The sequence below is a fragment of the Herbidospora sp. RD11066 genome (assembly GCF_054661255.1).
The window spans coordinates 115,173-133,528 of sequence record NZ_BAAGDO010000011.1; the positions used below are offsets into that span (position 1 = coordinate 115,173).

The window sequence follows — 18,356 nt, forward strand, 5'->3', positions numbered from 1 at the left end:
CCGTCCTCCCCTGATCCGGAGGCACTGATGCCCTGAGTGCCATTCCGGTGCGGGCAGAGCAAGCCGGAAACGACCGATTGGCGGTCATGCGGTCCCGCGGTCAGCCGGTCACGCGGGCACGTGGGCACTCGGTCACGTGGTGGTCAGTCGGTCACGTGGGTACTCGGTCACGTGGTCAGCCGGGCACGTGGGTACTCGGTCACGCGGTCAGCCGGGCACTCGGGCACTCGGGCGCTCGGGCAAGGCGGCCAGATCGGCATGATCGCCGGATTTCTCCGGGCCGACGATGGCGGCTCCGTCAGGGGCCGGAAAACGGCCACGCCGGCCGGGGCGGACCCCGGCCGGCGTGTACTTGGAACCGCTGCGATTAGTGGTACGAGTAGATGTTCGCGGCGGGGTGGTTCTCCTGCAGCTCGCGGAAGTTGCCCTCCGCGCCCCACAGCGCCCGGTAGCCGAGCACGTTGAGGCGGTGCGCCTTCGCGTGCTGGTCGAAGACGACCCAGTTGACCGGCTGGAAGTAGTTGCCGACCTCGTCCGGGGTGGTGAGCGAGCCGGTGTAGCGGAAGGTGTCGCGGTTCGCGGGCAGCATGTCGTTCAGGTGGATGCCCGTGATGGCCTTCGACGCGCCGAGGGCCGGGGGGTTCTTGATGAGCTTGTCGTGCTCGGTCTGGCCGAGGAAGGTCTTGGCGTCGATCATCACGCCGAAGACGACGTAGCCGGTGCCGGTGGCCTTGGTGTGCACGAAGTGCGCCTCGAGCGGAGCGGTCGCCTGGCCGGCGAACTTGTGCTCGGCGTGCCCGTGGAAGTGCACGTTGTTCAGGTTGTAGCGCTCGCCGCCGTAGGTGATGTACGGCTGGGTGCCGCCGGTGCCGATGAGGAACCGGACGTCGTCGTGCTCGCTGATGTCGCCCAGGGGAGCCTTGTCCTGGAAGAGCAGCGTCCCGTTGACCGAGGCCGGGTAGTGGATCACGATCGCCGGGCCGGAGCCGGGGCACGACTTCGAGCGGTCGATCTCGATCGGGCTCTGGACGGCGGCGTCGGTCCCGGTGCCGTGGCACGGCTTGACCTGGGCCTGAGCCGGAACCGACTGAGCGATTAACGGAAGGGAGAGAACTGCAGCAGCCGCAAGGGGCGCAAGACGGTAACGCACCGATCGCCTTTCATACGAGGGATGCCCGGGGTACGCCGCCAACGGACTGCCAAGGGGGCTATGTCCGCTTTAAGGGCGACATAAAGGCATTCGCGAGGATAGCCGAAAGAAGTGAACCGTCAGCCTGCGGGGTGGTGGCCAAAATGACCAAAAGCGAAACTTTGGTACGAGGAGACAGGTTGACCTGGAACTCCAACTCATCAACGTGAGGAACGCTCAGAACATCGCAGCGCGAACGGGAGATGGCCTTAATTCACCCGCCACTCGTGGGGCGTGCCGGCTATCGGGTGTGCCGAGCGGTCGACGAGGTTCGCCCGGTGCGACGGGAGCTGGAAATTCATCCACGGGACTTGCCGCACTCCGGCTCCGCAGGCCATCGATCGGCATCCATCGATGAGGCCAACGCGACCATGGCGGCGTCCGGCCCGCGGAGTCGCTCTTGAAGTCCTGCCGGGTCACACCTTTGAAGTCCTGCCGGGGCACGACTTGTAGAAGTGCGGTTGGGATCGCGGCAGCTCTCTGACGTGGCGAGGAAACAACTGGTCCTCTCGTGGCGAATGACCGCGCGAGAGACCTGTGGAGAGCCGGCACGCCCCCGTGGTGGCAGCGGGTTGTCGTCGTGGTGACGGTTCGCCGTGAGGCGGAGGTCGGGAAATCGGCTGAGAGGTCCTGACAAATGACCCCGACACTCGGGCTGCTCGCCGTTGCCTTGCGCCGACCATGTAGGTGACGCACCCCGCCGCATCGGCGCCGAGACCGGTGATGCTCATTTTGTTAGGGGCTCTTAAGAGGCCGGTACGTCCGTGCTCCAGGTCAATGGGTTGCGAGCGTGCGCTTCATGGGGCGGGTCGGCCGGTCGGTGAGGCGGGTTCGGTCGGTGGAAACTCCGTCGTTGGCCTATGGGGTGGCTCGGCGGAGGCGGGTGGGTCCGGTGTTCCAGGTCGAGGGGTTGCGGGCGTGTGCTTCGTGGGGCGGGTCGGTCGGTCGGTGAGGCGGGTTCGGTCGGCGGAGACTCCGTGGTCGGCCTATGGGGTGGCTCGGCGGAGGCCGGTGTGTCCGTGTTCCAGGTCGAGGGGTTGCGAGCGTGTGCTTCGTGGGGCGGGTCGGCCGGTCGGTGAGGCGGGTTCGGTCGGTGGAAACTCCGTCGTCGGCCTATCAGGTGGCTCGGCGGAGGGAGGCCGACGGCGGCTGGTCACCGCACCTGGTCGCTGCAAACGGTCACCACCGTCGATCACGGCGCTGGTGACTGCTGTTGGTCACTGCGGCCGGGAGCCGGGAGACCGGGATACTGCGGAGATGAGCCGGATGTTCGTCGCGTTGGTCCCGCCGCCCGAAGTGCTGGCCGAGGTCTCAGACGCCGTGAGGCCCCTCCGTGCCGCCTGGCCGGACCTCACCTGGGTCGAGCCCGCCAACTGGCACATCACCCTGGCCTTCCTCGGCGAGGTCCCCGACCACACCCGACCCGACCTGAGCACCCGCCTGGCCCGCGCCGCCACCCACCACGCCCCGCTCCCACTGGCTCTAAGCCACCCGGGCACCTTCACCGGCCGAGGCCGCACGAACGTCCTGTGGCTGGCCATAAGGGAACCCGGCAGGTTGGGCCGGCTGGCAGGGTCGATCACAGCGGGTGCGCGCCGGGCCGGGGCGGGGGAGCCCGACACGCGCCCCTACCGGCCCCACTTCACCCTCGTCCGCAGCGGCAAGGGCGCCGACCTGACCCCGCTGGCGGAAGCGCTGAGCGGCTTCGCGTCCGCCTTCTGGACCGCCGACCGGGCCGAGCTGTTCGTCAGCCACCTGGGCCCGCCCCTCCGGTACGAATCCGTCGAGACCTTCCCCCTCGGAAATTGAACAGAAGCCTGTCGAATTTCCTGACCTCAACGTCAAGAATGACGAAGTCCGTCCGTAAACATTCCCACCGAATAAACGCCATTATGGACGACACCAAGTCACCCACCAGCCCAAATGGCCAGCGCCACCGTGAAAGTTACACGGCACCTTGACGCCCCTAATTGTGCTCCTTACCCTGCTCCCACCGATATCGGGAGAAAACTCTTAGCCGATTTCTCCAGAGGGAGTGGGCTTGAATCAGCCGTTCGGCCACCGTGTTCCGTGCGACGACCTCAAGATCCGCTTCTCGGGCCCCAGGTCCGGCCGATGGCCCCTCACGGTAGGCCAGAAGAACGTCCTCGAATGGATCAGGCCGGACACCCCCGGCCCCGCCGACATCCTCTCCGCCACCGTGAGAGCGCCGAAGGGAAGCACCGTCGACTCGGTGGGAGCCGCCCTGAGCGAGCTGATCGGCCGTCACGAGGCGTTGCGAACGGTGCTGAAAGATGGTGAGCAGGTCGTCCACGCGGAAGGGACGTTGCTCGCCGAGGTGGTCGAGGCGACCGGCACCGATCACGACTGGCAGCTGTCGGGTGGGCGGCCGTTCGATCCGGCCGTCGATCTGCCGATCAGGGCGCGGGTGGTCACCCGGTCGGGGGCGCCGTTCCTCGTCGTGCTCCACGTCTCCCACGTCGCCGCCGACCTGTCGGCCATGACGGTACTGCGGGCCGAACTGACCGCGTTGCTGGCGGGGCGCCCGCTTCCGCCCGCCGCCTACCATCCGGCCGACCGCGCCACCTACGAACACGGTCCAACCGGTCAGCGGCAGCTCGACGCGTCGGTCAGGTACTGGGTCCGGCAGACGGTCGAGCGGCCCCTCTGCTCGCTCGGGCTGCCGTTCCGGTTCCCCGAGGCCACGGGCCACCACCACCTCCTCCTCGGGTCCCGCGTCGCGGCGGGGGCGCTGGCGACGGTCGCGGAGAAGACGGGGGCGCGGCCGCTGTCCGTCGTGATGGCCGCGTTCGCCGCCCTCCTGACCCGCTGGACCGGCGCGCCCGGATGCCTGCTCAACTGCCTGTGCAGCAACCGGTTCTCGCCGGAGCTGCGCGACTACGTCGGCACCATCTCGCAGGAGACCTGGATCCCGTTCACCGCTTCGCCGTCGTTCCCCGAGGCGGTCGCGCGGCTCAACTCGGCCGCGCTGGCCGCCTACAAATACGGGCGGTACGACTCCGCGAAGCTCAACGCCGCCATGCGCGCCGCCGAACGGGCCCGGGGGATGGCCTGCCACCGTGACGTCGTCGTCAACAACACGACCGGGCACACCCGCGCGATCCTGCCCTCCAGCGGGCTGGAGCCCGGCGCGGGTGACCGGACCTTCGACGCCCCCGTCGAGTTCGACGTCTACCGTCTCGACGGCAAGCTCGGCTGCGGGCTCGGCCTCGACGCCCGGCTGGCCTCCGCCGACGAGACGGCCGAACTGCTCGGCGGGGTCGAGCGGCTCATCGTGGCCGCCGCCGACGGTGACGTCGACCCGGCCGGGTTCGGCCCACCGCCGGTGATCCGGGGACCGGGGTGGGTGCGGGCGCGGTCGTGCTGGGTGGACCTGCCTGCCGTACAGACCGTCGCAGATCTGGTGCTCGGGCCCGGCGGCGCGCTGATCGAGGCGGCCGGCGACCGGCTCGTCGCCCGGCTCGCGCCGGGGGCCGACGCCGCCACCGCGGAGGAGGCCATGGTCACGGCCGTGGTTCGGCAGACGCGCCATGGGGTAGTCGCCCCGGGCCACTACGTCGAAGGTTAGCGCCCGGTTAACGCACGTCTCATCGGACGCTGATCTTCAACCGCCTAGCGTGGACGGAGCCGAATTCCGAGGGGGATCTTCCGAATGAGCAGCGACCTCGGCGGCCTCGCCGGGTGGGTCACCGGCCTGATGGAGACGCTCGGGGCACCCGGCGCCGGCATCGCCATCGCTCTGGAGAACCTCTTCCCGCCGCTGCCCAGCGAGGTGATCCTGCCCCTCGCCGGCTTCGCCGCCGCTCGGGGCGACCTGTCCCTGGTGGCGGTCATCGTCTGGACGACCATCGGTTCGGTCGTGGGAGCCACGGCCCTCTACGGCCTGGGCGCGCTCCTCGGCCTCGACCGCCTGACCCGGATCGCGGCGAAGATGCCGCTGATCAACCCGGCCGACATCGAACGCACCCATGCCTGGTTCGGCAGGCACGGCCGCAAGACCGTGTTCTTCGGGCGCATGATCCCGCTGTTCCGGAGCCTGATCTCCATCCCGGCCGGCGTCGACCGGATGCCGCTCCCGGTGTTCCTCGTCCTCACCACGCTCGGCAGCCTGATCTGGAACACGATCTTCGTGCTGGCCGGATACTTCCTCGGCGAGAACTGGGCCGTCGTCGAGCAGTACGCGGGCATCGCGTCCAACGCCGTCATCGTGGTGGTCGTCGTGGCCGTGGCCTGGTTCATCGTCTCGCGCCTGCTCAGAAGGCGCCGGGCGAAGGAGATGGCGGAATAGGAGAAGGCCCCGAGGCGGTACGCCCCGGGGCCTTCTCACGGGCTTTAGCGCAGGTAGTCCTGCCACGGGCCGGTGATGGCCAGCGTGATGCCGGGGGTCTGGATGTTCACGAAGAGGATCTTGCCGTCGGGCGAGAAGGTCGGGCCGGTGAACTCCGAGTAGGTCGGCTGGCCGTTGCTGGTGCCGATCTGGAGCTGGTTGCGGGCGATCGCGTAGGTCGGGCCGCCGGGGACCGAGCTGAGCACGTGGGAGGCGCGGACGCCGTCTTCGGCCAGGACCAGGGTGCCCCACGGGGTGACGGTGACGTTGTCGGGACCGTCGAAGGTCATGTCGGTGTACTTCGGAGCCGCGCCCTCGCCCTCGGCGAACGGGTTGTGCGGGAAGTACGTGACCAGGGTGATTGTCTCGTCCTTGTAGTTGTAGAACCAGACCATGCCGTCGTGCTTGGCGGCGTCCGGGGGCAGGTCGGCGGTGGCGAAGGCGAAGCTGTTGACGATGTAGCAGCCCTCGCCGTTGCTCCAGACACCCTCGAACTTCTTGCCGCGGGTGACGGTGCCCTCGGCGAACTGCTGGCGCGTCGGCACGGTCTTCGCGTCACGGTCGGGGACGTTGATCCAGGTCACCTGGAACGGGCGGCCGAGCTGGGCCGAGGTGATGTAGGAGACGTCGGTGATGATGCTGCCGTCGTCGGCGCGGATCTGCATCGCCTCGAGGGTGCCCTCGGTGTCACCGAGCTCCTCGGCGAAGCCCTTCTCGAGCTTGCCCTGGGCGGCGGTCCAGCGGTAGAACAGCCCGTTCGGGCCGCTGGCGTCCTCGGAGAGGTAGACGCGGCGCTGCTTCGGCTCGACCGCGAGGGCCTCGTGGTCGTAGCGGCCGAACGCCTTGATCGGCTTGGGGAGCTGCGAGCCCGAGGCGTCGGGGTAGACCTCGAAGACGTAGCCGTGGTCCTTCTGGTAGACGCCCGACTGGCCGCCGCCCGACCAGGAGGTGCCGGCCTTGTTCGAGGCCTCCTCGCAGGTCAGCCAGGTGCCCCACGGGGTCACGCCGCCCGCGCAGTTGCGGACCGTTCCCGAGATGCCGACCCACTGGCTCACGAGGGCGCCGTTGGGGTCGGTGTTGACGACGGTGCAGCCGCCGGCCAGGGGCGCGCCCGGGTCGTAGACGGTGCCGGGGATGTGCGGGACGCCGTTGGCCGAGCCCGGGCCGAGCTCGTGGTTCAGGATCAGGGTGTAGCCGGCGTGCTTCTGGCCGACGACGCCGGTGCCGTCGTGGAGGCCGGGGGTCTTGCCCTGGCCGAACGACATGTCGGTCTGGCCCTCACGGGTGACGATCTTGTAGGAGAAGCCGTCGGGAAGGGCGAGGATCCCGTTGGGGTCGTCCTTCAGCGGCGGGAACGGGCGCAGCGGGCGCCCGGCGGTCCCCGTGGAGGAGACGGCGGCGGAGGCCGGGGTCGCGCCGAGCGTCGGCAGCACTCCGCCGACAGCCAGCCCAACGGCCGTGCTTCCGAGCATTTGACGACGAGAGAGGCTCATTCTTAACTCCTGCGGTACGCCCGTAGGCGGTGGTTCCCCGACCGGAAGAGTGTTTGAGCTTCACCTTAACCGGAGGCCAACAACCCGTGGCCACAGAATGTTCATCGGACGATCACTTTGTGGAGGAGAGCAGCCGCAGTCTCCGCTCGCTGGGCGACCCCGGTTCGACGTTGAAAACGCACATCGACTGATCGGGGTCGCCGGGCGCCTGGAGGCACTCGTAGAAGAACTCCAGCTCCCCGGCGACCGGATGGTTGAACCGCTTGGTGCCGTGGGTGCGCCGGAGCACGGGGTGGTCCTTCCACCAGCCGGTGAACTCGGGGCACTCGGCGCTCAGCTCGGCCACCAGGTCGGCCAGGATCGGGTCGTCGGGGTGGCGCCCGGCCTCCAGCCGCAGCATGCCCACGGTCTCGATGGCGCACCGCTCCCAGTCGATCAGCCGCTCCCGCGCCTCCGGGTCGAGCAGGCAGTGGCGGGCGATGTTCCGCCGACGCACCGGCAGGGCGTCGAAGTCGGTGATGACCAGGCGGGCCAGCCGGTTCGAGGCCAGGACGTCGGTGCGGCGTCCCATCACGAACGCCGGAACCTGGTCGAGCGTCTCCAGCATCATGTGCAGCCCCGGCCGCACCCGCTGCGGCGCGACCACGACCCGGCGGGGCGCCGACACCCGGGTCAGCAGCAGGTCGGTGAGGTGCTCCTGCTCGGCCGGGTCGAGCCGGAGCGCCCGGCCCAGCGCCGCGACCACCTCGGGCGAGGGGTGGCCGCCGCGTCCCTGCTCCAGCCGGGTGTAGTACTCCGTGCTGACCCCGGCCAGCCGGGCCACCTCGTCGCGGCGGAGCCCCGGCACCCGCCGGATCCGCCCGTCGCCGGGCACCCCGGCCGTGTCGGGCCGGAGCCTGGCCCGGCGGTTGCGCAGGAAGTCGGCGGTCTCGTGACTGCGGTCCATCCCCCCAGTGTCACCGCGCCCGGCCGATGCCCGGACCGCCAGGGTGGCCCTGCCGGTACCAGCCGGGGCAGACCCAGGTGTACGCCTCCCGCGCCCCGTCCGGCCTGGTGGGCTGGAGGCACGAGTTCCTCCGTGAGAAGGCAGACGATCATGTCAGTGAACCCCCTCGGCCTCGACGGCCGGATCGCCGTGATCACCGGCGCCTCCAGCGGCATCGGCGAGGCGACCGCGGAACACCTGGCCGCCCGGGGCGCCAAAGTCGCCCTGCTGGCCCGCCGCCCCGACCGCCTCGACGACCTGGCCACCCGCATCGCCAAGAACGGCGGACAGGCGATCGCCATCGTGACCGACGTGACCGACGCCGAGGCGGTGACCGCCGCCGCCGACCGGGTCAGGTCGGAGTGGGGCCCCGCCGACCTGCTCTTCAACAACGCCGGAGTGATGCTGCCCGGCCCCGTGGAGTCGCTGCCGGTCGGCCAGTGGCGCCACCAGATCGACCTCAACATCGGCGGCCTGATGAACGCCATCGCGGCGTTCGTCCCCCAGCTCGTCGAGGCCGCCGCGGCCAAGGGCGTCGCCGACCTGGTCAACACCTCGTCGATCGCGGCCCGGAGCCTCATGCCCACCTTCGCCGTCTACTCCGGCACCAAGGCCTACGTCACCCACCTGTCCCGGCACCTGCGCGCCGAGCTCGGCGCCAAGGACGTCCGGGTCTCGGCGATCGAGCCCGGCATCGTCGGCACCGAGCTCATGGACCACGTCACCGATGAGGACGTCCAGGCCAGGCTGGCGGGCTTCCAGGAGATGATGACCTTCCTGGAGCCGCAGGACGTGGCCGAGACGGTGGGCTTCCTCGCCGCCCTGCCGCCCCGGGCCAACCTCCAGCAGGTCACGATCATGCCGACCCGCCAGCCCGGCTGATGGTCAGTAACGCTCGCTCAGGCCCGTGTTGATCTCGTCGAGCAGGAGTGAGGCGTCGAGGTAGCGGATCGTGTTCTGGAGGTTGGCGGGCACCTCCAGGGTCGCGAACGTGTGCCGCACCGCGCCGCCCACGGTCGTCACGTCGAGCTTGTGGGTGACCAGCGAGCTGACGCGGGTCGAGGCGTTGATCCTCCGTTCACTCAGGTTGAGCAGGGTGGTCAGGAGCTTGGTCTTCAGCGGCTTGGGCTGCAGGCCGATCGCCGTCAGGGCGGCCAGCGCCTCCTGGTCGGACAGGCGGCCGTCGCCGTTGCCGTCGAAGCGCTGGTCGGTGGCCTGCACCCGGGCCAGCAGCTCGGGGGTGCGGGCGTTCGGCCAGAGGGTCCAGTAGGTGGTGATGCGCGGGTCGCGTCCCGGGCTCACTTCGGTGACGCCCGTTCCGCTGGTGGCGGTCGCGGGGTCGTACACACACCCCTTGCCGTTCTTGTACGTCGCCCGCGCGCTCCCGGTCAGGGTCGCGCCCGCCGTGAAGAGCAGGCTCGGCCGGGCGGTGTACTCGACGGACTTGGTTTGGGCGGCGGTCAGGGAGCCGACGGTCCAGGTCAGGGTCGTGGTGCCGTCGGGGTTGCGGGTGACCGTGCCCGGCTTCGGACCGGCGCCCTGGTCGAGGGCCTGGCTGTAGTAGACCTCCTTCGGCAGGACGTCGGTGATCACCGTGTCCTGCGCGGTCGCGCCGCCGACGTTGGCCGCCTTGAGGGTGACCTTCACGGCCTCACCGGCCTTGACAGTGGCCGGGGTCGTGCGGGTCAGGGTCAGTTTGGGGGCGTGGACGGTGGTCCGCGCGGTCGCGCTGTTGTTCGCCGTGTTGGCCTCGCGCCCTCCCGCGCTGTCCTCGGCCGTGACGGTCGCCCGGTTGGTGATGACGGTGCCGTCGGCGGTCGTGCAGGGGACCAGGGACGTGAAGGTCTCCGTGGCGCCGCCTCCCGCGGCGAGGTAGGGGAGCGAGCGGGTCTCCGGGGTGTCGGTGATCGCGATGCGGTGGGCGCCGCCGGGGCCGACGTTGTCGAGTTTCACCTGGTAGGTGAGCTGCTCGCCGGGTTCCGCGTCGGCCTTGTCGACCGTCTTGGCGACGGCGACGTCGGGGTCGTACTGGTTGAAGAACGCGATCTCCCGGTTGGCCACGGTCGCGTAGTCGAGCTCCTCACCGTTGCCCGAACAGCTCGCCGAGGCGGTGAGGTAGCCGCTGCACGCGCTGGTGGTCGCGTCGGCCGACCGCGCGGCCCGGTAGCGCAGGGCGGTCCAGTCGTTGTGGTCGGTGAAGGTGTTGCTGGCCCCGTTGGCGTTGAGGTCGACGTTGACCGTCGCGGTCTCGTAGATCGGCGCGCCGGTGGCCGCGTTGACGGTGTCGTTCCAGTTCAGCGGCCCGTTGCCGGGCCCCGACCGCAGCGGCCTGACCGCGCTCGCCGGGTCGCGGAGGTTGTCGGTGAACCAGAAGGTGAAGTCGCCTCCGTCGCCGATGCCGGCGCTCTCGTTCAGCGAGCTCTCCACCAGCCGGGGCAGCACCCCGTCGGAGTAGTCGAAGCGCACCGCGCCGACCCGCCAGATCTTCGCGTCCTCCACCAGCAGCGGCGGCGGCGAGTTCGGGATGCCCGTCTGGAAGAAGTAGTTCATGACGCTCAGGTAGTTGGGCTTGTTGTTCACCCCGGAGTCGCCGCCGTGCGCCAGGTTCAGGGCGTGGCCGAGCTCGTGCATGATCGTCCCGGCCTGGTCCTGGACGGTGCCGACCTCGGCGTCGTCGGCCCCCGTGTTCACCGTCAGGATCTGCCGGTCGGTCGGATCGGTGCTGGGCGTGTCACACGTGCGGTTGGGCCCCGCGTTGATGATCGTGCCGTTGGTGAGGTCGTCGCCGACGGCGGTGGTCTGCAGCATGCCGTCGCCGCCGTAGTCGACACCGAAATCGGCCACGCACTGGGTCCGCCACGACCCGAGGGTGACGATGAAGTCCTTGTTGTTGCCCCGCGTCGGCTCGCAGCACTGCCCGGAGACGCCCCGCCTGATGGTGCCCGGGGTCCCCGAGCCCACGACCAGGTCGTGGCCCATCATCCCGTAGTGCGCGTAGGGCGCGAGTTCGGCCGGGAAGTTGGCGTTGCGGGCGTTGCGGTAGTCGTTGTCGTCGTCCATTCCCATGGTGTTCTGCTCGGCGATCTGCACCCCGCGGCGGTAGACGAACTCGATGCCGTCCTGCCGCGGCCCCGCGTAGGGACAGCTCGCCGCGGACGGTACCGGCGCGTTCCCGAAGGCGTCCCTCACCAGCGTGATGGCCTGCGCCTTGGGCTCGTGGCTGTGCGGCCCCGTCCCGGTGTCGTTCATCCAGTCGAGCTGGAGAATGATCGTCTTGCGGCACGGGTCGGACCCGGCGACCAGCACGTTCCCGCCGGCGTCCTGGATGCCGGAGAGTTCGACGACGTCGGGGATGCCGTCCGCGTCGGTGTCCGGCAGCGTGGTCGTGACGCTGACGCCGATCCGGGTGATCCGCCCGTCGTTGTCCCTCGGGAAGCCGTGGTCGCCGTCGCCCTGGATGCAGTAGTCGCCCTGGTCCACGCCGGAGGAGCTGACGCACGGAGCGGCCGCCGGGATCTGGTCGCCCGAGAGCCGTCCCGTCTTCACGTCGTAGACCAGGTTCAGCTCCACGTCCTGGTCGACCGGGCTGATGTCCATCCGGTCGTCGTTGCTGTTGATCCCGCTGTCGTAGTCCCACAGGGTGACCGTGATCGGCACGGTCGCGACGTCGCCGGGCAGGTCGGCCTTGGTGAACCTCCACCCGTTCGGCGCCTCGGGCAGGCCGTAGGGGCTGAACTCGTCGTCCTCGATCCGCGGCCCCTGCTCCAGCGGGCCGTCGGCGATGCGGACCCGGGGGAAGTAGTCGCCGGTGCCGTCGGGGCTCTCGATCTCCTTGAGATAGTCGATGCTGAAGGTCAGCGAGATGGCTGGTGCGGCCGCCCACGCGGGCAGCGCGGAAAGTAACGACAGGAACAGCGCGGCGATGCTCATGACCGCCAGGCGTCTTCGCATGGTCCCCTCCTGAAGGTGTGCTCCATCGGGGATGCTGCGCCGACGCCCGGCTCACGTCTTGAGTAGGGCCCTACTCGCCTGGTCAGACGACGAGGGGGCCGGCGACCTTCAGTTCGTCGTGGTCGATCAGCCAGCGGACGGCTTCCAGGATGGCCTCCTGCGGCTGGTAGCTCGGGGCGTAGCCGAGGAGGGTCCTGGCCTTCTCGATCGAGCAGACGTGGCTGCGGACCAGGTGCTCCCAGCTCGCCTGGGCGTGCTCCGCGGGGTTCTCGCCACGGAACTCCTCCCAGGTCACCGACTCCAGGGTCGCGGTCCGGCCGAACCACGCCGACGCCTGGTGGGCGTAGCCGCGGACGTTCAGCGCGGTCGGGGCGACGACGTTGAAGTCCTGGCCCGCCGCCGCGTCGCGGCGTTCGATGGCCAGCTCGAAGGACTGGGCGACGTCGTCGGCGTGGACGTGGTGCATGAACTCGGCGCCGATCCCGGGAATCCTCAGAGGCCGGCCGGACGAGATCGTCGTCCACACCGAGGGGTCGAGGTTGCCCAGGGCGCCGATCGGATGCCAGCCCGGCCCGACGATGTGCCCCGGGTGCAGCGTCGTGGTGACCAGGCCGCCCTTGAGGGTCTCCTCCTTGAGCATCCGCGCGATCAGGTCCTTCTGGGTGCCGTAGTCGCCGAGGGGGGCGGTGCCCATGCCCTCGGAGATCGGGGTGGCGTGGCTGGGACCGTACCGCCAGATGGAACCGCAGTGCAGGAGGTGGCCGACCTCGTCGCGCAGCCGTTCGACGAGCGCGACGGCCGATTCGAGGGTGAAGCAGACGAGATCGACGACCACCTCGGGGTTCAAGGCGGCCACGGTGTCCCCGAAGGTGCCGTCGAGGTCCTGCTGCTCCCGGTCGGCGACGACCTGCCGCACCTGCTCCCACTCGGGAGAGCCGGTGTAGGCGGCGCGCGAGCCACGGCTGATGTTGATGACCTCATGGCCCGCCCGGACCAACCGGGGGACCAGGTAGGTGCCGATGTGACCGCTACCACCGATGACGACGATTCTCATGCCTGTACCCATCCGTGCCGGTTGCTCAGTTGTGTCCCACCTTTCCGCAGACGGGCGTGGCATGGCACCCCCCAGAGCGAAAACCTTTTCGGCGCTCAGACCTCCAGCGATGCCCGAAGGGCGTCGAGTCCACCGCTCAGGACGCGGTGGACGATCGCGACCGCCTCCTCTTCGGTGACCCCCAGCGGCGTGAAACCGGCCGACCAGTCGACCCGGGACCTTTCCGGCTCGTCGGGCATCCCGTGGACGGCGAGGTCGATGGACGCGGTCGTAGTGGCAATGATGCGCTCCTGAATAGTGGCCCTAATTTGGGTAGCAGGTATTTCGACGTACTTCGCCCATGGCGATCGGGGTGTACTTCCTGACGCGACGACCGTCGCATTCTCAGGAAAGGGACCATCGTGACACCCAACATTAAGAAGGGTCTCCGCGCGCTGGCAATGGGAGCCCTGCTCGCCATTCCTCTCGCGGCCGTGAGCGCCACTCCCGCAATGGCCGCCACCAATGTGACGGCGACCGGCGGGCAACTGTCCGTCAGCGCGGGCCTCGCCGGTGACGACATCTCCATCAATGTCGAAGGCGGTTTCCTCGTCGTCAGGAATTTCGGCGACGGCATCTTCGCGGGCAGCGTCACCTGCGCCAACGTCGATTCCCGTACGGTCCGGTGCAACAGCGCGGGCATTTCCAGCATCCTGGTGCGCACCAATGCCGGGGCCGACACCGTACAGAACAACACCGCCCTGCAGACGCAGGCCTTCCTCGGCCCCGACGGCGACGTCTACTCGGGCGGCTCGGCCCGCGACGTCGTCTCCGGCGAGGGCGGCAACGACCTCCTGGAGGGCAACGGGGGCAACGACGTCCTCATGGGCGACGCGGGCGGCTTCGACCAGGTCTTCGGCGGCGCCGGCACCGACCTGTGCACGGCGGAGGCGGAGAACACCTGCGAGGGCGACGCGTAGGGCGGGCCCGGGCCTGCGGGCCATCTTCCCGCGGGCCCGGGTCGCGCCATGTCATTCCTGGCTCAGCACCTTCGAGACCGTGCCGGCCGGAGGCGCCTTGACGGAGATCTTCGAGCCCCAGGCGGAGTAGGTGGTGACGGTGTGGAGGACCACTTTGTCCCAGTCGCCGCTGTGGAACAGGTAACCCCCGCTGAGGTCCGTCACCAGGCTCTTGGGGAGCGAGCGGGGGTCGAGCGTGAGCTTGAAGCGCACGTGCGCCCCGGCCACGAACACGGTGCGGCCGGCGCTCAGGCGGAACCACGGCGAGACCTCGGCCAGTTCGGACAGGTCGATCGATCCGGTGTACACCCGGCCCGACCGCTTGGCGTTGGCGATCAGCGCTTTCAGCGTCGCCGGTTCACCGGGATTGACGAGCTGGCTGTAATACGTGGCGCTCCCGCTGGGCTCGCCGTTCTTCTCGACGAACCACTTCTTCCCCGCGGGCACCTCATAACCGAGCCCCTGGGTGTAGAACGTCTTCCCGATCATGATCGCCCGGCCGGGCGTCAGGAGTTTCGGATTCCGCTGGGGCAACGGTCCGAAGAACTCCGCACTGATATCGGACGCGGCGACCCGCCCGCCGCGGCCGAACTGCAGCCGCCCCTTGCGCGTTATGAACTTCTCGGAGGTTTCCCGCACCATCGTGACGGTGTCGGCGAATGCCATTCCGTGCCCGGTGCTCACCCGTTTCTTCACCGCGGCCACGGGATCGGCGGCGGCCTCGACCGGTGTCACCGGGAGAACAACGGCTAATGCCACAAAGGCACTGACGATCAAGCGTTTCATGCCGAGGATTCTCACCCACGTTGATCGAAAACGGTAGCGGCCTCCATTCGGTCGAGGATCAGATCGAGGATTTCGCGGGTGGTGGCGAAGTTCAGCCGCGCCCGCGACCCGGGGACGAAGCCGTCCGTGCCCGAACCGAACTCGCTGGCGGCGCTGAGCTCGACGCCCGCCTTCCGGCGGAACCAGTCGGCGGCCTCCTCTTCGAACCCGGCGCCCCGGCAGTCGAGCCAGGCCAGATATCCGGCTTCGGGGGTGAGCAGGTCGAGGCCCGGCATGGCGGCGATCCGCCCGGCGAGGTGGTCGCGCTGCCGGGTGAGGTGGGCGGTGACGGCGGCCAGCCACGCGTCGCCGTGGGACCAGGCGGCGCGGGTGGCCTCCACGCCGAGCACGTTGGTGGCGCCGAACAGGTCGGGCGGCTGGGCGTCCCAGGCGCTGCGCAGGACGGCCGGGCCGACGTGGGCCAGCGCGGTGCGCAGCCCCGCGATGTTGAACGCCTTGGACGCCGACGTCACGGTGACCGTCCGGGCCGCCGTGCGCGCGTCGAGGGCGGCGAAGGGGAGGTGGCGGTGCGGGGCGTGGACGAGGTCGGCGTGGATCTCGTCGCTGATGACGATCAGGTCGTGCCGCTCGGCCAGGTCGGCGACGCGTCGCAGTTCCATGGCGGTGAAGACCTTGCCGGTGGGGTTGTGCGGGTTGACCAGCAGCAGGATCTTGGCGTTCTGAGTGCGTACCCGCTGCTCCAGCAGGTCGTGATCCCAGGTCCAGCCCCCGCCGGGGCCGGGCTCCAGGGGCGCCGCGACGAGCGGGCGCCGCATCGTCTCCAGGGTGCGCAGGAACGGCGGGTAGTTGGGCGTGAAGGCGACCACGCCGTCACCGGGTTCGGTGAGGAGCGTCAGGGTGAGCTGGAGACCCTGGATGAGGTCGGTGATGCCGCGCACATGGCCGGGGTCGGGCTGCCAGCCGTGCCGCCGGTGCATCCATTCGGCGAACGCCCCGGCCAGCGGATGGCCGTCCCAGTCGGGGTAGCCGAGGTCGCCCCGGTCGAGGGTGGCCCGGATCGCCTCGGCGATCGGCGGCGCGAGGGGGAAGTCCATGTCGGCCACCCACGCGGGCAGCAGTTCGGGCCCGGGGCGGTGCCACTTGACGCCGCGTTTCGCCCGCAGCCACCCGATCGGCGCGTCGATCACACCGGCCGGGCGGGCCGCGAGCAGGCAGTCGCGCATGACCTCCATCTGGCCGTGATGCTGGGCGATCTCCTCGTAGAGGTGCTGAAGGGCGGAGTCACGGGTGAGTTCCCGGCGGGGCCCGAGCGCGCCGGGGTCGGGTTCGGCGTGCAGGGGCGCCCCCGGCCGGGAGGACCGGACGTCGTCCCGGAGCGTCTCCACCGCCTGGGCGGCCCTGTCCCGCAGGGGGCCGACCGGCCCGCTGGCGTGGAACTCGGCCGCCCGGTCGCGCCGCACCGGGCGTCCGGCCACCAGGTGGCCGCCCCAGTACTCCATCACCCCGAGACAGTGCGTGAGCAGCGCGAACGGGGTGTTGGCCCCGGGCAGTGCGGGCCGGGTGTTGGCCAGTTCGTCGCCGAGCTCATCGAGGATCGCGCTCATGCCGCCGACCGCGCGATCGGCGAAGAAGAGGAAGTCCTCGCCGGTGATCGTCACCGTGTAACCGTCTTGCATGGTTACACGATTGCACGACACTTCCGTAACCTGTCAAGATGGTTACATGGGTTTCGTGTTTGTGAGCGGCCGCCGGTGTCTCGACTTCGCCGGCACGCGGAAGTGGCGGCGCAGCGAGGCGCCGGAGGAGCAGTTGCTCTCTCCCGCCGACCTGTCCGCATGGGTGGAGGCCGCCGGGCTGTTCGACGCCGCACCGGCGTTCGGCGCCGCCGACCTCGCCGCCGCGATCGAGCTGCGGGAGGCCGCCTACCGGGTGGCGTCGGCCCGTCTCGACGACCGGCGACCGGAAGGGGGCGACGTGGCTCTGCTCAACGACCGCGCCAGGCGCCCTCGGCTCGTCCCCACGCTGCTGCCCGACGGGACCACCCGGCGGTCCGGCACCCTCGACGAACTGCTGGCGACCCTCGCCGCCGACCTGATCGACCTGCTCGCCGCCCCCGGCCGCCCCAAGCGCTGCGCCAACCCCGAGTGCACCCGCCTGTATCTCGACACCTCGCGCGCAGAGAACCGGCAGTGGTGCGGCATGTCCGAGTGCGGCAACCGCGCCAAGGTTAGGGCCTTCCGCCGGCGGAAGACGGGGTCAGTGCGACAGGAAGGCTGACAACTGCGGCGAATACGTCGTGTGCAGGACCAGCGTCGCCGCCCCCACCACGGCCGCGTCCGCGCCCAGGGGGGAGGCGGCCACGTCCACGACCCGCAGATGCCGTGAAAGCGGCCGGGCGGAAAGCGCGGCCGCGACCGCCGCGACGAAACGGTCCTCGACGTGTTCGATCCCGTGCCCGCCCAGCACGATGAGGTCCACGTCGACGAAGTTGGCGATGGTGACCGCGACCGAGGCGACGTGCCCGGCGGCCTCGTCGATGACCTCGACGGCGAGCGCGTCCCCATCGGCTGCCGCGCGCAGCACCGAGGCGTGGTCGACGGAGGCCGGGGCGAGCACGCTGGCGCGCCCGGTGGCGAGCCGCTCGCGCGCCTGGGCCACGAGCGCAGGCGGATTGACGAGACGTTCCAGGCAGCCGTGGTTGCCGCAGTAGCACTCGGGCCCGTCGGCGAGCACGGTGGAGTGGCCGAACTCGCCGGCGTTCAGTGAGCCGCCCCGGTAGACCTGATGGTTGAGGATCAGCCCGCCGCCGACGCCCGTGCCGAAGAAGAGGTACGCGAAGTGGGCCACCCCCTTGCCCGCGCCCGACCATCGTTCGCCGACGGCGGCGGCGGTGGCGTCGTTGTCCAGCGTCACGGGCAGCCCGGTGGCCTCGGCGAGCATGCGCTGCACCGGCACGCGGGTCCAGTTCGCCAGTTGCGGCGGGGCCACGATCAGGCCGCGGTCCTGGTCGAGCGGGCCCGGCGCGGCCAGGCCCACGCCCAGCACCCGGCCGGGCGGGACCTGTGACTCGGCCAGCACCTCGTCGACGAGCGCGGCCATCGCGGCGACGACGTCGGCCGGGTCGGTGCCCGGCGCCACCGGCCTGCGCCGCACGGCCAGCGGCCTGCCGAGCAGGTCGATCACCGTGCCGGTGAGCTTCACGGGGTCGAAGTGGACGCCGATCGCCGCCCGCGCGTCGGGGTTGACCCGGAGGGTGGTACGCGGCTTGCCGCCGTTCAGGACCCGGCTGGCGCCGTCCTCCCGCACCATGCCCTCGTCGATGAGCCGCCGGACGATGCCGGAGATGGTCTGCGGGGTGAGCCCGGTGCGCTCGGCGATCTCGACCCGGCTGATGCCGTCGGCGAGCTGGATCTGATCCAGCACCACCGCCTGGTTGTACCGCCCGACCTTCGGAAGATTCGTGCCGGCCTGCCGCACTCCGACTCCCTCGCGCAAGAACATTGACCAAGTAAATCAAATGGATTTATGGTCTTTCGATAGTCCTAACACCTA

At 70.0% G+C, this 18,356-nt stretch carries 15 protein-coding genes; 6 read left to right on the top strand and 9 right to left on the bottom strand.

All coding sequences use genetic code 11. The features are described 5' to 3' along the window. Positions 1–367: 367 nt before the first annotated feature. On the bottom strand, positions 368–1,150 hold the full coding sequence (locus ACYQ78_RS33245) for a carbonic anhydrase family protein (RefSeq protein ID WP_459804919.1): 783 nt from the start codon (positions 1,148–1,150) through the stop codon (positions 368–370). Positions 1,151–2,446: 1,296 nt separating this feature from the next. Here ACYQ78_RS33245 and thpR point away from each other — a divergent pair. The 3 genes from thpR (at position 2,447) to ACYQ78_RS33260 (ending at position 5,498) form a co-directional block, all read left to right on the top strand. Beyond that, positions 2,447–2,998 (top strand): RNA 2',3'-cyclic phosphodiesterase, encoded by a 552-nt coding sequence (gene thpR / locus ACYQ78_RS33250; protein ID WP_459804920.1) that lies wholly within the window; start codon positions 2,447–2,449, stop codon positions 2,996–2,998. Between the two features lie 232 nt (positions 2,999–3,230). Further along, on the top strand, positions 3,231–4,778 hold the full coding sequence (locus ACYQ78_RS33255) for a condensation domain-containing protein (RefSeq protein WP_459804921.1): 1,548 nt from the start codon (positions 3,231–3,233) through the stop codon (positions 4,776–4,778). Positions 4,779–4,862: 84 nt separating this feature from the next. Then, positions 4,863–5,498 (top strand): DedA family protein, encoded by a 636-nt coding sequence (locus tag ACYQ78_RS33260; protein ID WP_459804922.1) that lies wholly within the window; start codon positions 4,863–4,865, stop codon positions 5,496–5,498. Between the two features lie 44 nt (positions 5,499–5,542). On the opposite strand, the gene ACYQ78_RS33265 is transcribed toward ACYQ78_RS33260, so the two are convergent. Both ACYQ78_RS33265 and ACYQ78_RS33270 read right to left on the bottom strand, forming a co-directional pair. Further along, positions 5,543–7,009, bottom strand: coding sequence for an alkaline phosphatase PhoX (locus ACYQ78_RS33265; protein WP_459804923.1), 1,467 nt, complete (start codon positions 7,007–7,009; stop codon positions 5,543–5,545). A gap of 133 nt (positions 7,010–7,142) precedes the next feature. Next, the gene (locus tag ACYQ78_RS33270; RefSeq protein ID WP_459804924.1) at positions 7,143–7,976 is read right to left on the bottom strand and encodes a helix-turn-helix transcriptional regulator; all 834 of its coding nucleotides are present in this window, start codon (positions 7,974–7,976) and stop codon (positions 7,143–7,145) included. Between the two features lie 150 nt (positions 7,977–8,126). Between ACYQ78_RS33270 and ACYQ78_RS33275 the strand changes: the two genes are divergently transcribed. Then, on the top strand, positions 8,127–8,897 hold the full coding sequence (locus ACYQ78_RS33275) for an SDR family oxidoreductase (protein WP_459804925.1): 771 nt from the start codon (positions 8,127–8,129) through the stop codon (positions 8,895–8,897). A 3-nt stretch (positions 8,898–8,900) separates the two neighbouring features. On the opposite strand, the gene ACYQ78_RS33280 is transcribed toward ACYQ78_RS33275, so the two are convergent. The 3 genes from ACYQ78_RS33280 to ACYQ78_RS33290 all read right to left on the bottom strand — a co-directional run bounded on the left by ACYQ78_RS33280 (position 8,901) and on the right by ACYQ78_RS33290 (position 13,259). Continuing rightward, positions 8,901–11,966 (bottom strand): hypothetical protein, encoded by a 3,066-nt coding sequence (locus tag ACYQ78_RS33280; RefSeq protein WP_459804926.1) that lies wholly within the window; start codon positions 11,964–11,966, stop codon positions 8,901–8,903. Positions 11,967–12,048: 82 nt separating this feature from the next. Next, entirely contained in the window at positions 12,049–13,020 is a 972-nt protein-coding gene (locus ACYQ78_RS33285) for an NAD-dependent epimerase/dehydratase family protein (protein WP_459804927.1), read from the bottom strand. A 95-nt stretch (positions 13,021–13,115) separates the two neighbouring features. Beyond that, the gene (locus ACYQ78_RS33290; RefSeq protein ID WP_459804928.1) at positions 13,116–13,259 is read right to left on the bottom strand and encodes a hypothetical protein; all 144 of its coding nucleotides are present in this window, start codon (positions 13,257–13,259) and stop codon (positions 13,116–13,118) included. A 162-nt stretch (positions 13,260–13,421) separates the two neighbouring features. On the opposite strand from ACYQ78_RS33290, the gene ACYQ78_RS33295 reads away from it, so the two are divergent. Then, entirely contained in the window at positions 13,422–13,979 is a 558-nt protein-coding gene (locus ACYQ78_RS33295) for a hypothetical protein (protein ID WP_459804929.1), read from the top strand. A gap of 51 nt (positions 13,980–14,030) precedes the next feature. On the opposite strand, the gene ACYQ78_RS33300 is transcribed toward ACYQ78_RS33295, so the two are convergent. Together ACYQ78_RS33300 and ACYQ78_RS33305 are read right to left on the bottom strand one after the other, a co-directional pair. Next, on the bottom strand, positions 14,031–14,804 hold the full coding sequence (locus ACYQ78_RS33300) for a hypothetical protein (RefSeq protein WP_459804930.1): 774 nt from the start codon (positions 14,802–14,804) through the stop codon (positions 14,031–14,033). Between the two features lie 11 nt (positions 14,805–14,815). Continuing rightward, on the bottom strand, positions 14,816–16,480 hold the full coding sequence (locus tag ACYQ78_RS33305; protein ID WP_459804931.1) for an aminotransferase class I/II-fold pyridoxal phosphate-dependent enzyme: 1,665 nt from the start codon (positions 16,478–16,480) through the stop codon (positions 14,816–14,818). 46 nt (positions 16,481–16,526) lie between these two features. Between ACYQ78_RS33305 and ACYQ78_RS33310 the strand changes: the two genes are divergently transcribed. Next, the gene (locus tag ACYQ78_RS33310; RefSeq protein ID WP_459804932.1) at positions 16,527–17,081 is read left to right on the top strand and encodes a CGNR zinc finger domain-containing protein; all 555 of its coding nucleotides are present in this window, start codon (positions 16,527–16,529) and stop codon (positions 17,079–17,081) included. Here ACYQ78_RS33310 and ACYQ78_RS33315 read toward each other — a convergent pair. Then, positions 17,061–18,305, bottom strand: coding sequence for an ROK family transcriptional regulator (locus ACYQ78_RS33315; RefSeq protein ID WP_459804933.1), 1,245 nt, complete (start codon positions 18,303–18,305; stop codon positions 17,061–17,063). The genes ACYQ78_RS33310 and ACYQ78_RS33315 overlap by 21 nt on opposite strands. Between the last annotated feature and the right edge of the window lie 51 nt (positions 18,306–18,356).